This window comes from Pseudomonas sp. CFBP 13727 (genome assembly GCF_014841915.1).
GTDB classification, from domain to species: domain Bacteria; phylum Pseudomonadota; class Gammaproteobacteria; order Pseudomonadales; family Pseudomonadaceae; genus Aquipseudomonas; species Aquipseudomonas baltica.
This window is the reverse complement of record NZ_JACYUT010000001.1, coordinates 286,327-299,559: the sequence shown is the minus strand read 5'-3', so window position 1 is coordinate 299,559 and position 13,233 is coordinate 286,327. Positions and strand designations below refer to the sequence as shown.

General features: G+C 63.0%; 10 protein-coding genes. 7 read left to right on the top strand and 3 right to left on the bottom strand.

Features of this window, described 5'->3' with window-relative positions; all coding sequences use genetic code 11:
* Positions 1 to 31: 31 nt before the first annotated feature.
* Positions 32 to 409 carry a response regulator gene (locus IFT76_RS01315; RefSeq protein WP_122476920.1) on the top strand — a complete coding sequence of 126 codons (378 nt, stop codon included), beginning with the start codon at positions 32 to 34 and terminating at the stop codon, positions 407 to 409.
* Positions 410 to 488: 79 nt separating this feature from the next.
* Here the strand turns inward: IFT76_RS01315 and mltA are convergent, their stop codons facing one another.
* Together mltA and IFT76_RS01305 are read right to left on the bottom strand one after the other, a co-directional pair.
* The gene (mltA, locus tag IFT76_RS01310; RefSeq protein ID WP_425311966.1) at positions 489 to 1,643 is read right to left on the bottom strand and encodes a murein transglycosylase A; all 1,155 of its coding nucleotides are present in this window, start codon (positions 1,641 to 1,643) and stop codon (positions 489 to 491) included.
* Positions 1,644 to 1,930: 287 nt separating this feature from the next.
* Positions 1,931 to 2,260: a hypothetical protein gene (locus tag IFT76_RS01305; RefSeq protein WP_122476924.1), complete on the bottom strand. Its 330-nt coding sequence runs from the start codon at positions 2,258 to 2,260 to the stop codon at positions 1,931 to 1,933.
* 533 nt (positions 2,261 to 2,793) lie between these two features.
* Here IFT76_RS01305 and IFT76_RS01300 point away from each other — a divergent pair.
* From IFT76_RS01300 to IFT76_RS01290, 3 genes are all read left to right on the top strand, one after another.
* Positions 2,794 to 4,065 (top strand): sensor histidine kinase, encoded by a 1,272-nt coding sequence (locus tag IFT76_RS01300; RefSeq protein ID WP_185793451.1) that lies wholly within the window; start codon positions 2,794 to 2,796, stop codon positions 4,063 to 4,065.
* 274 nt (positions 4,066 to 4,339) lie between these two features.
* Complete coding sequence (locus tag IFT76_RS01295) at positions 4,340 to 4,999, top strand: TIGR04211 family SH3 domain-containing protein (RefSeq protein WP_122476930.1); 660 nt, start codon at positions 4,340 to 4,342, stop codon at positions 4,997 to 4,999.
* Positions 5,000 to 5,090: 91 nt separating this feature from the next.
* Positions 5,091 to 5,795, top strand: coding sequence for a DUF533 domain-containing protein (locus IFT76_RS01290; RefSeq protein WP_192057173.1), 705 nt, complete (start codon positions 5,091 to 5,093; stop codon positions 5,793 to 5,795).
* Between the two features lie 279 nt (positions 5,796 to 6,074).
* Here the strand turns inward: IFT76_RS01290 and xthA are convergent, their stop codons facing one another.
* Positions 6,075 to 6,893 carry an exodeoxyribonuclease III gene (xthA, locus tag IFT76_RS01285; protein ID WP_192057172.1) on the bottom strand — a complete coding sequence of 273 codons (819 nt, stop codon included), beginning with the start codon at positions 6,891 to 6,893 and terminating at the stop codon, positions 6,075 to 6,077.
* 161 nt (positions 6,894 to 7,054) lie between these two features.
* Between xthA and IFT76_RS01280 the strand changes: the two genes are divergently transcribed.
* The 3 genes from IFT76_RS01280 (at position 7,055) to IFT76_RS01270 (ending at position 13,214) form a co-directional block, all read left to right on the top strand.
* A complete protein-coding gene (locus IFT76_RS01280; RefSeq protein WP_192057171.1) occupies positions 7,055 to 7,723 on the top strand; it encodes a GNAT family N-acetyltransferase in 669 nt (222 codons plus the stop codon).
* 65 nt (positions 7,724 to 7,788) lie between these two features.
* A complete protein-coding gene (locus IFT76_RS01275; RefSeq protein WP_192057170.1) occupies positions 7,789 to 9,516 on the top strand; it encodes an autotransporter assembly complex protein TamA in 1,728 nt (575 codons plus the stop codon).
* Positions 9,513 to 13,214 (top strand): translocation/assembly module TamB domain-containing protein, encoded by a 3,702-nt coding sequence (locus IFT76_RS01270; RefSeq protein ID WP_244647851.1) that lies wholly within the window; start codon positions 9,513 to 9,515, stop codon positions 13,212 to 13,214. Before IFT76_RS01275 ends, IFT76_RS01270 begins: the two co-directional genes overlap by 4 nt.
* The last annotated feature ends 19 nt before the right edge of the window (positions 13,215 to 13,233 follow it).

The window sequence follows — 13,233 nt, the reverse complement described above, 5'->3', positions numbered from 1 at the left end:
CAGCAAAACATATAAGTACATAGGCTTCCCCATGAGTGAAGATGCACAAGATGTCGTTCTCATCGTAGAGGACGAACCGTTGATATTGATGGTCCTGGCAGACTACTTGTCCGGCCTGGGCTATCGCGTCCTGAAAGCCGAGAATGGCGAGCAGGCACTGGAAATTCTGTCGACCAAGCCGCACCTGGACCTGATGGTCACCGACTATCGTCTGCCCGGTGGCATTTCCGGGGTGAAGATCGCCGAGCCCGCCGTGTTGCTGCGGCCGGACCTGAAGGTGATATTCATCAGTGGCTATCCGGCGGAAATCCTCGAAACCAACAGCCCGATCGCGCGCAAGGCACCGATCCTGGCCAAGCCGTTCGACCTGGATACGCTGCACGAGCAGATCCAGGAACTGCTGGCCTGAACGAGCAGGGCACCTGGCCTGACGGTCAGGTGCCCTGTTTGTTTGCAGGCATTTTGTTTGCAGGCATTCGCCGTCTGCTTCAGGGGGTTGGCAATGCGGCCCCTTTGGGCCAGAGCAACCACACCTGACCTTCCTGCTTCATGTTGCCGGCCAGCTCGCCGGCTTCTGCTCCCGTCCCCCAGAACAGATCGGCACGCACTTCGCCGGCAATGGCGCCACCGGTGTCTTGCGCGGCCACTGGGCGAACGACCGGCGTGCCGTCGGGGCGCGTGGTCGAGAGCCATAACAGGCTACCCAACGGGATCACCTTGCGATCGATCGCCACGCTGTAGCCTGCGGTAAGGGGCACGTTGAGCGAGCCACGCGGCCCTTCGTTGCTGTCCGGCCGAAGGCTGAAGAACACGTAGCTCGGATTGCTGGCGAGCAGTTCCGGTACGCGCTGGGGGTTGGCCACGGCCCAGTCTCGGATGCGGCCCATGCTCACTTCTTCTTTCTTCAGCAGGCCCTGGTCCACCAGCCAGCGGCCGACCGGGCGGTAGGGGTGGCCGTTCTGGTCAGCGTAGCCGACGCGCAGTTGCCGACCGTTGTCCAGCTGCAGGCGCCCCGAACCTTGAATCTGCAGGAACTGCAGGTCCATGGGGTCGCGCATCCACGCCACCACGGGCGCGTTGTCGATGCCCTGACGCTGGATGGTTGCCGCGTCGTCATAGGGACGCAGCACCTGGCCGTCGAGCCGCCCGCGCAGGCGCTTGCCTTTGAGTTCGGGGTAAAGGCTGTCCAACTGCACGCTGATCATGTCTGCCGGTACGCCGTAGACAGGTACCGGATGCCCTGCGTCGGCCTTGAGGCTGCCGGGATAGACAGGCTCGTAGTAGCCAGTGATCAGGCCGTGCTCGCCTTTTTCCGCAGAGCGCAGGCCGTAGACCTGCAGTTGTGCCTGAAGGAAGGTGCGGATCGCGGTGGGAGCAGTGTCCACCGCTTGCGCCGAGGCGCAGGTGGCGCCCCAGATCGCATCCTTGGCCAGCCGCTGGCAAGCCGAGCGCCAGGCAGTGAAGCCGGCCTGCAGGTCGCTGTCGCTGACCTTGGGCAAATCATCCCAGGTGGCCGGTGCGTAGGTGGCGACGGGTTGTGTGGGTGGCACGGGCTTGTTGTCGTTGTCGCAGGCGGACAACAGCGCCAGCGCCGGCACGACGCCGATGAGCAGGCGTCGCCAGGGGAAACGGAAATGGGTCACGCAACGCATCCTGATAGCGATAAGAGGCGGCTACTTTGGATAAACCCACCCCCAACGTCAAATCCATGCGGCGAACAGGTGTGCAGCGGTGGCCGCCGACGCGGCTTGCGCCGCTGCTACAGAACGACACCATCCCCTGTAGCAGCGGTGCAAGCCGCGTCCGGCTTGATGCGGTTGTACAGGCATACTGTGTTGCCGCCGACGCGGCTTGCGCCGCTGCTACAGAACCCCATCCCCTGTAGCAGCGGCGCGAGCCGCGTCCGGCTTGATGCGCTTGTCCACCTGCATCAGCAATAGCTGGCAATCCGACGTACCTGGCCCTGTCCCTGGCCCAGGGTCCACTCGCGATTGAGGGTCTGGAACACATCGTTGACGAACTGCCGATCGGCCGCCGCTTTCTTGCCGACATAGCCCTTGCCGCGGCGGTAGATCGGCATGCGCGCGCGCAGTTCGGGGTGGCTGCGCTCGAAATCCTCGCCGTCGGCGTCATTGGCCAGGGCGTCGATATGTACATCGCCCCGCTGGCAGACCCAAAGAATATGGTCGTCGAGGCTGTCACGGCCGGCTGCCAGAATGCGGGCGAGCTGGTCAACGGTGGGCTGCTGGTTCAGGTTCATGTGTATGCTCCTTGAGCTCTGTGTGATCTGTCAGGTTGTGGTCCCCAACACGGGTCGGCAGGTACGCTTCACGTGTTGTCCGTCTAGGTCAGTACTGGCTCGAGCTCGATGTGTAGTGCTTGAAACCATCACTACATGAAAGCCATGGCGTTCAGGTTGCACCTACCCGCGGGGTACGCGGATCACATCGGAGTGACTCGATGGCTCATCGAGCAGGACTGGTTTCGCCTCTGCTCTGTTCCCGATCAGGGAGACGGCCTCATCATGCAAGTCGCAACGAGTCGCGTCAATGAATATGTAGTGCTTTCTTATAAGCACTACATATTTTATTTATGACCTGCAAGTCACGCATTCCGGCCTGCTCCGGCGTCCGTGGATCCCGGTACACGGTGTTTGAAATACGCAGCTCAGCGCCTTGCCCTCGCTCAGGCCCATGAAAGCCCCGGCAAGGCTTGATTGTTCGAGCGTCTCCCATAATCATGCTCGGCCCGAGCGCAGAAGGTGCGTCCTGTGCAAGTACCCAGTGGAGCCGTATGGAGTTCAAGCAGAGTCTGAGTCGACGGATCGTCATCGTGTTTGCGTTGATGAGCGCTTTCGTCGCCGGCGTATTCGCTGTGGGCATCGTGGCCACCGTGCATCTGGTGGAGCGCAAGCTGACGACCATGAGTTTGAGCGGCAACATGCATCGCCTGCTGTTGGTCGACAATGCGGACGATTGGCGCCACCGACCCGAGAAAGACGAGCTGTTCTACATCGAGGGTGGCAACGGCGACCTGAGCATGCCCAACGAGCTCAAGACCCTGCCGATCGGTTTCCAGAAGCTCACGCTCGGGCCGCGCACCTACTACGCCATGGTCGCCCGCGTCGACAATCGTCAGTACGTATTGCTGCGTGACCAGGAGGGTATGGAACAGCGTGCCAATGTGCTGTTCATCGTGGTAGGCGCTGGCTTTCTGCTGAGCATCGCCCTGGCGATCATGCTGGGCGGACTCCTGGCCCGCCGGGTGATGGCGCCGGTCGTGCGGCTGGCCCGGCAGGTGCGCCATCGCGACAAGATGCTCGGCCTGGCTCCGCCGCTGTCGCCCGATTACACCGACGATGAAGTTGGCGAACTGGCGCGCTCCTTCGATGAAACGCTGAGCAAGCTGCGGGCGGCGCTCAATCGCGAGCAGATGTTCACCAGCGACGTGAGCCACGAATTGCGCACGCCGTTGATGATTCTCGCCAGTTCCTGCGACCTGCTGCTGGCCACCGAGCTGGATGAGCGCTCGCACCGTCAAGTGGCGCGGATTGCACGGGCCACCGACGGCATGAGCCAACTGGTTGAAACGTTCCTGTTGCTGGCACGCGACCGCGATGCGGCCAGCCATGGCAATCCTTCTGCCACCTTGCGCCGGACCGCCGACGAACTGGTCGAGATCTGGGGGCGCCAGATAGAGGCCAAGGGCCTTGAATTCATCTATGTGGCCGACAACCATTCGAGCGAGGTCTACAACCATGCATTCCTGCATTCGGTAATGGGCAACCTGCTGCGCAACGCATGGCACTACACCGACACCGGGTTCGTGCGCCTGACCCTGACCGAAACCGGGTTCCACGTGGAGGACAGCGGTATCGGCATTCCAGAGGAAAAGCGCAACGCCATGTTTCAGCCATTCGTGCGCGGGGACGAGCAGCGCGGCGAGGGCCTGGGCCTGGGCTTGTCCCTGGTGCAGCGCATCTGTGTCAACCAGGGCTGGCACGTGAGCCTGAGCAGTCGCGAGCCCCATGGGTGTTTTTTTGCCGTGCAACTGGGCGACGCCTAGCGCCGGAACACGCTCGAGCCGTGCGCCCAGTCACAGTCTTTTTGTGAACCTTGCCACCTTTTTGTGGTCTTTCAGCTGGCGGCTTGAACCGACGGCATGCCGGGCAATAGGCCCAGGAGGGGCTTTTCATCGCCTCTCTTCGCAAGTAGTAGCCACCCGTAGCGGTAGTAGCGACAGGCACGACCGGTGCAGGCCCAGCCCGCGGGACATTGTTGTCCCGCTTTCGAATGGTCCGTTCATCGGGGCCTTTTTTCTTATTCATGTGAAGATCGCCATGCCCTCATCTCAACGTCTTTCTACCGTATTCAGCCGCACCCGCCTGGTTGCCACCGGCCTGTTCACCGGGCTGTTGTTCACTGTCGGCCCTGCGCATGGCGAAGAAGCACCCGACACCAGCCGCTGGGTCAGCGACAACCTCAGTACCTTCGTGCGCAGCGGCCCGACCGATGGCTATCGCATCGTCGGCAGCTTGAAGTCCGGTCAGAAAGTCGAATTGCTTTCCACTCAGGGTGACTACAGCCAGGTGCGCGGCGAGGGTGGTTCCAGTGTCTGGATCCCCAGCAGCGACCTGCAACCCACCCCCGGCCCTGCCGAACACGTTCCGCTGCTGACGCAGCAGGTGGCCGATCTGAGCGGCAAGCTGCAGTCCATCGATGACAGCTGGAAGAACCGAGTCCAGGGCATGCAGGAAACCCTGGATGCGCGCAAGAAGCTGATCGACGAGCTGGAAGCGCGCAGCAAGGCGCTGAACGCCGAGCTCAGCGATGCCCAGTCCGAATTGCGCAGCACCCAGGCGAAGTTGGGTGATGAAAACAAGCACGTCATGATGAGCTACATGGTCTATGGCGGCAGCATTGCCGGTGCTGGTTTGCTGGCCGGGCTGATCCTGCCGATGATGACGCGTGGTCGCAAGCGTAACGATCGCTGGTTCTGAGGGCGGCGCCTACAGGTTGCGCTGAACCCGCCCGGCCGCTCGATGATCTATGGTGTTGCACTCCTTATCGCCACACAGAGAGAGCCTTGCCATGAATACCAGTGATCTACTTGAACAACTGCTGCGCGGTCGCAGCGGACAATCCTCGGCCGGCCAGCCTGGCGCTGCCAAAGGGCAGGGCGGACTGGGCGGTTTGCTGGGCGGATTGCTCGGTGGCGGCCGCGGCGCATCGGGCGGCGCCGGGCTGGGTGGGCTCGGCGGTTTGCTGGGTGGCCTGGGTGGCATGCTGGGCGGAAGCGGGGGCAGTCGTTCCGGTTCGAGCAAGTACACTGCCATGGCGTCGTTGGCAATGATGGCTTACAAGGCCTATCAGACCTGGCAGCAACAGCAGGCAGCCGCACCCCAGCAAGCGTTGCGCACAATCGATCAGCTGTCCGAGTCCGAAGTTGAAGGCCACAGCCATGCGATTTTGCGGGCGTTGATTGCCGCGGCCAAGGCCGATGGCCGGGTGGATGCACAAGAGGAAGCCGCGATTCGCGCCGAATTGACCGAGCATGCCGAGGATGCGCAGTTGCAGCAGTGGCTGGACGCAGAATTGGCGCGGCCGCTGGACGCGCAAGAGCTGGCCAGTGCCGCCGATGGCCCGGCGATGGCAGCAGAGATGTACCTCGCCAGCGTGATGCTCATGGGGCAGCAGGATGCCGGCGAGCGGGCCTGGCTCGACCAACTGGCAGCCGCCCTGAACCTGGCCCCGGAACTTCGCGCCCAGCTCGATCAGCAGGCCAAGACGCAATAACCCCCACCTCAAAAGCCGTACGGCGATGCTGCAGGCCAATCCCATGCACCGCCGACGCGGCTCGCGCCGCTGCTACAAAAACAACACCCCCAGCGCCCCGCAACCCCTGTAGCAGCGGCGCAAGCCGCGTCCACCAGCCCCGCAACCCAGCAAACGCACGCAACCCTGTAGCAGCGGCGCAAGCCGCGTCCGCCAGCCCCGCAACCCAGCAGACGCACGCAACCCCTGTAGCAGCGGCGCAAGCCGCGTCCGGGCGCGGCGCCAATTCCCGTACGGTCGTTACAAGGGCCCCAATTCCAACCAGATCGGGGCATGGTCTGAAGGTTTTTCCATGGCGCGCAGGTCGTAGTCGATACCGGCGGCCCGAACTTGCGGCAGCAGGCCGCGGGATGCCAAAATCATATCGATGCGCAGGCCGCGCTTGGGCTGGTCTTCGAACCCGCGGCTGCGATAATCGAACCAGCTGAACCGGTCGGCCACTTCCGGGTGCAGATGGCGGAAGCTATCGACCAAGCCCCAGTCCTGCAACCGTTGCATCCATTCGCGTTCTTCGGGCAAGAAGCTGCACTTGCCCGTCTTCAGCCAACGCTTGGCGTTGTCCGCCCCGATACCAATGTCGCAATCCTGGGGCGAAATGTTCACATCGCCCATCACGATCAATGGCTGATCGTTGCTGAAGCCGCTTTCCAGCAAGCTCTGCAGGTCGCTGTAGAAGCGTCGTTTGGCGGGAAACTTGGTCGGGTGATCGCGGCTTTCACCTTGCGGGAAGTAGCCGTTCATCACCGTGACGACCTGGCCTTGGGCATCGGCGAATGTGCCACGGATGAAGCGGCGTTGAGCGTCGTCTTCGTCACCGGCGAAGCCTTTGTCGATACTCAGCGGGGCGGCGCGAGAAAGCAGCGCAACCCCGTAGTGCCCTTTCTGCCCATGAAAGTGCACGTGATAGCCCAGCGCCTCGACCTCGGCCTGCGGAAACTGCTCGTCCGACACCTTGGTTTCCTGCAGGCCGATCACATCGGGCTGGTGCTTGTCGATCAAGGCCGCCAGCTGATGCGGGCGGGCGCGCAAGCCGTTGATGTTGAACGAGACGATTTTCATGGTCGCGGATCCTGGCAAATGCGCGATGCTAACGGAGTGTGGCGCAAGCGACCAGCGCGGCGGCGTGCAATCCAGCGTGATTTGCCTGCGCCAGGCACGGAACCCCTGCCGCCGCGCATCGTCCATTGACTACTCGTTGCACTCGCCAAGGACAGACCTCCATGCTCCAGACCTCGACCACCGCTGCAGAAGTACGTCAGCTCGATGGTGGTTACGCTCGGGAAACCCGTGCGCTGCTCTATCAGACCTACCTGCTGGACCCGACCTTTGCCTACCTGTTCGAAGCCGATCGTCCTGGGTTCGAACGCCGCGTGCGTTCCACGGTGCGGCAACTGGTCAATCAGCACTTCCTCCAGGACCTACCGGCGCTGGGCCTGTTCTTCAATGACCGTCTGGCCGGCGTTGCGCTGGTAGCGCCACCCCAGCGTCGCCTGGGCATCACCGAGAGCTGGGCCTGGCAATGGCGGATGATGCTGGGCACCGGCGTGGAAGGTACTCGCCGTTATCTTGAATACCATCACGCCGTGCAGCATTGCCTGCCTTCGGATGCGGTGCATGTGCTGCCGCTGATGGGGCTGCATCCCGATTACCAGGGCCCTGAACTGGCCGAGCAACTGCTGACGGCGGTACACAACTGGTGCGCCCAGGACCCGACGTCCGAAGGCGTGGTGCTGGACACCGGCAATCTGCGCTATCTGGCGTTCTTCGAACGGCAAGGCTATACCCAGATCGGCGAAGTGGCACTGGGCCCGGTGGTCGAGCACGTGTTCTTTCATCCCAGCCCTGAAACGGTCCGCAGTTCTGAAACAGTCGGTTACGCACAAGGCTGAACTCCAGTCATCCACGACGCCTGGCAGGGTCCAAATCGACGTACAGGTCGTGATAGCATTCGCCTATGAACTATTCAGGACGATTGGCCGGCAGCCTGGCGCTGCTGGTTGCATGTATGGCGGCTCAGGCCCAAAGCGTACTCGATGTGCGCATCAACCCTGCCAATGCGGCGCTCAAGAGCAATGTCGAAGGCTATATCGGCAGCCTGGGCGATCGTGACAGCGAGGCACTGTTGCGCTTCAGTCGCGGGGCCGAGGAGCAGGCGCAGAAAGCGGCGCAGGCGTTGGGCTATTATCAGACGCGAGTGAGCAGCGAAGTACAGCCGGGAGAAAATCCCCGCCTGCTGCTGCACATTGAGCCGGGAGAGCCTATACATCTGCGCAACGTCACCGTACGTGTCGAAGGTCCGGCAGCGCAATTGAAGGCCTTCCGCGTGCCCCACAGTCGCGAGCTGGCTCCTGGCGCGGTGCTCAACCACGGTCAGTACGAGAATGCCAAACAGCTTATCCAGAACCAGGCCTCGCGCTATGGATTCTTCAGTGGCACTTTCAGCAAGCAGCGCCTGGCCGTCGACCCACGGGCAGGCCTGGCCGACATCGAACTGGTGTACAACAGCGGTCCGCGGTTCAAGCTGGGCAAGGTCAGTTTCCAGGGCGACACGCCTTTCGACGATGAACTGCTGCAGCGCATGGTGCCCTTCAAGGAAGACACCGCCTACGATTCCGAACTGATTGCCGAGCTGAACCAGGCGCTGCAATCGAGTGGCTATTTCGAAGGCGTGCGGGTCGACGCGGCGCCAACGGCAGCCACCGAGCGGGTCATTCCCGTGGACGTGCAATTGACCACGCGCAAGCCCCGGACCATGGGGTTGGGCCTGGGTTATTCGACCGATGTGGGGCCGCGCGGCAAAGCCAACTGGACCCGCCACTGGGTCAATCCCCAGGGCCACAGCTATGGTGCGGAAATGGAGCTTTCCGCGCCTCGGCAGAACGTCGGGCTCTGGTATGACATCCCCCTGGATCCACCCCTCACCGACAAACTGCGCTGGGCTGGTGGCTACCAATACGAAGAGCTGGCCGACACCGACAGCCTGAGCAAACTGCTGACATTCGGCCCGGAATGGCACAGCAAGCTACCCAGCGGCTGGCAGCGAGTCATCTCGCTGAAGTGGCAACGCGAAGAATACCGGTTGGGCGACGACACCGGCCTGAGTACCCTGTTGATGCCAGGCATCAGCTACACCTACCTCAAGAGCGACAACAAGGTCGACCCGCACAATGGCTACCGTGTGCAGTTCGATGCGCAAGTGGCCAAGGAAGGGCTGATGTCGGACACCAACCTGTTGCATGGCAACGTAATGCTCAAGGGCTTGACCACCGTGGCGCAGAATCACCGCTTGCTTGGCCGGGTGCAGTTGGGCGGCAACGCCACCAACGGATACAAATCCGTTCCGCCTTCGCTGCGCTTCTTTGCCGGTGGCGATCAGAGCGTGCGTGGCTACGATTACCAGACCCTGTCTCCGGAAAACTCCGATGGCGACCGCATCGGCGGACGCTACATGGTGGCCGGCAGCGTGGAATACCAGTACTCGATCGCCGATAAATGGCGCCTGGCGACCTTTATCGACAAGGGCAATTCGTTCAACGACCTCAAGTTCGCCGACCTCAAGACGGGCATCGGCGTGGGCGTACGCTGGGTCTCCCCGGTAGGCCCGATTCGTCTCGATCTGGCCCACGCCATGGATGACGACGGTGGCGTGCGCCTGCACTTTTCCATGGGGCCGGAACTATGAAGCCCGCACTGAAACGAGGTCTGCTGATCTCCCTAGGGGCGGTCGCAGCCCTGCTGCTGACCGTGATCGTGGCCGTGTCGCTGGTATTGGGCACGCAAGCCGGCAGCCACTGGGCGCTGGCTCGCGTGCCCGGACTGACCCTGGAAAACTTCAGTGGCAGGCTGGGCGGGCATTGGCAGGCCGACAGGCTGGTATGGCAGCAGCAGGCGACCCGAGTCGAGGTGCAGGCGCTTGAGCTGGCCTGGTCACCCGCTTGCCTGTGGCGCATGACCCTGTGCATCGACACCTTGCACACCGGCGCCATTCTTGCGCAGTTGCCTGCCAGCGAAGAGCCTGCCGGCAGCGGTCCGATCGTATTGCCCGATCTGCAATTGCCCGTCGCGATAGAGCTTGGCGATGTGCGTATCGATAGCCTGGAGCTGGATGGGGTGCAACAGCTGAGCGGTCTGGAGCTGGCAGCGCACTGGACCGCCGACGGCCTCAAGATCGACCGAGCCCACCTGCAGCGCGATGAACTGGTGCTGGATGTGCACGGCACTCTGCGCCCTGGCGGCCAATGGCCGCTCGATCTCGACGCCCAGGTGCAACTGCCGGCAGTGGACGACAAGCCCTGGCAGGTCACCCTCAACGCCACGGGCGATCTGCTGGACACACTGACCCTGGACGGGGAGAGTAGCGGCTACCTGCCCGCGCTGATCACCGGCACGGTGCAGCCGCTGGCCGAGCATTTGCCTGCGCAGTTGCGCATTCAGAGCGAGGCGTTCAAACCCAGCGCCGGGCTGCCCGACACTCTGGCTTTCAATCAGCTGGAACTCCTCGCCAAGGGTGACCTGCAGGCTGGCTATGCCATCGATGGCCGGGCCAGTCTGCCGGCCGAGCAGTCGCCGATGACCCTGTTGCTTGGCGCGCGGGTGGATGCCAAGGGTGCCGTGGTGCAGGCGTTGGACATCTCGTCCAGCGCGCAACAGCACCTGCGGCTGTCTGGCTCTCTGGATTGGCAACAGGCCCTGGCGGCGAAGGCCAGGATCGACTGGCTGGACTTCCCCTGGCACCGCCTGTACCCGGTCATTGCCGAGCCAGCCGTGAAGGTGCGGCGTTTCAACGGCGAGATCGATTACAGCGACGGCAAGTACCTGGGCAACCTGAAAGGTGCCTTCGATGGCCCGGCTGGTGCATTCACCTTGGTAACACCGTTCAGCGGCGACCTGCAGCAGGTCTTCCTGCCCCAGCTGGAACTGGTGGCCGGGCAGGGCAAGGCGGCAGGGCACTTGAACGTGAAGTTTGCCGACGGCATCGCCTGGGACACGGCACTCGCCTTGAGCGCCATCGATCCGGCGTACTGGGTCGCGCAGATGCCCGGCAGCCTCGCCGGCCCTCTGCGCAGTACGGGTGAATTCAAGAACGAACGACTCAGCCTCTATGCCGACCTGGACCTCAAGGGCCGCTTGCGCGGGCAACCGGCTGTGCTCCAGGCCAAGGCCCAAGGCGCGGGCGAACGCTGGACGCTGGGCAACCTCGACGTTCGCCTGGGTGATAACCGCATCAAGGGTCAAGGCAGCCTGCAGCAGCGAGTCGAGGGTCGGCTGGACATCGACCTGGCCCGCCTGGGGCAGTTGTGGCCCGGGCTGCAGGGTCGGTTGAAAGGTCAGATGGATGCCGCAGGTACCCTGCAGGCACCCCAAGGCAAGCTCAAGCTGGTGGGCCAACAGTTGGCAATGGACAGCAACCGTCTGCAGAACCTGACCCTGGACGCCGGCCTCGATGGGGCCCAGCGCGGCACGCTGGATTTGACCGCTGCGGGCATTCGTGCAGGTGCAACCGACCTGGGCACCTTGAGCGCCAAGGCCTCGGGCGATATCAAGCGACAGCAAGTGCAACTGGCTCTCAAGGGACCTCAGCTTGCCCTGGCGACCAGTCTGGACGGTACGCTGGACAAAGGCTTCACCGCACAAAGCAGCTGGCGCGGGCGACTGGCCAGCGGTTCGGTGCAGGCCGGTGGCCAGGACTGGCGTCTGCAGGCGCCAGCGCGACTGGAATACCTGGCTGGCGGGCAGATCAACTTCGGTGCCCATTGTTGGCGCTCAGGACAGGCCAGCCTGTGTGGCGAAGACCAGCGCCTGGCGCCCGAGCCGCGCCTGCGCTACCACCTCAAGCAGTTCCCGCTGGACAGCCTGGCCCAGTGGTTGCCGAAGGATTTCGCCTGGCAGGGCCTGCTCAATGCCGACGTGGCGGTGGATGTGCCCGCCAGCGGTCCGGCCGGTGAGATCACGGTCGATGCCGGCAACGGCACCTTGCGGGTGCGCAACGACCAGCAGTGGGTCGACTTCCCCTATCAAACCCTGCGTCTGACCAGCCGTCTGAACCCGAAGCGAATCGATACCGAGCTCAATTTTCGCGGGGATCGCCTGGGGCAATTGCAGGTGATTGCGCAGATCGATCCGATCCCGGAGAGCAAGCCTGTCACCGGCAGTTTCCGCCTGGCCGGGCTCGACCTTTCCATCGCTCGGCCCTTCGTGCCCATGGTCGAAACCCTCAAGGGGCAGCTCGATGGCAGCGGACAGATCACAGGTTCTCTGATGGCACCGCAGGTCAACGGCAACGTCCGTCTCAGCGGTGGCGAAATAGCCGGCCCGGAACTGCCGACCACCCTTGAAGACTTGCAGTTGCAGGCGCAGATCGCCGGTGAAAGCGTGCGTTTGCAGGGCAGCTGGAAAAGCGGCAAGACCGGCCAAGGGTCGCTGGGCGGCACCGTCGCCTGGGCCGATGCCCTGGATGTAGACGTGCAGCTCAAGGGCTCGCGGCTGCCGATCAATGTCGAACCCTATGCAACCCTGGAAGCGGCGCCCGACCTGCGCATCCAGATGAATGGCGAGCGTCTCGCCGTGGTCGGCAAGGTGTTCATTCCCAAGGGTGCCATCGTGGTTCGGCAATTGCCGCCGTCCACCGTGAAGCTATCCGATGACGTGGTCATCGTCGGCAACCAGACCGAGCAGGGCAAGACGCCGTTGCCCATGGCGATTGATATCGATGTGGAAGTGGGCCAGGAAAAACTCACGTTCAACGGCTTCGGCCTGAGCGCCAACCTGGCAGGCCATGTTCATATCGGCGACAACCTGGACACCCGGGGTGAACTGGCCCTCAATGACGGGCGCTACAACGCCTATGGCCAACGTCTGACCATACGCCGCGCGCGCTTGCTGTTTGCCGGGCCTATCAGTCAGCCGTACCTGGATATCGAGGCGATCCGCACCACCGGTGATGTGATCGCCGGGATCCGCTTGACCGGCAATGCCGAGCAACCCACCAGCGAAGTGTTCTCGGAACCGACCATGAGCCAGGAACAGGCGCTCTCCTACCTGGTGTTGGGCCGGCCATTGGGCAACGGCGGCGAGGACAACAACATGCTCGCCCAGGCGGCGCTCGGTCTGGGTTTGATGGGCAGTTCGGGGGTCACCAGCAAACTGGCCACCGACCTGGGCATCGAAGATTTCCAGCTCGACACCCAGGGCAGCGGCGATGCCACCAGTGTGGTCGCCAGCGGCAACATTTCCGAGAAGCTCAGCCTGCGCTATGGCGTGGGGGTGTTCGAGCCGGCCAATACCATCGCCTTGCGCTACCTGTTGAGCAAGCGTCTGTATCTGGAAGTGGCCAGCGGCGTCGCCAGTTCGCTGGACCTGTTCTACAAACGTGATTTCTGAGGCTCGATCCCAAGTCCGC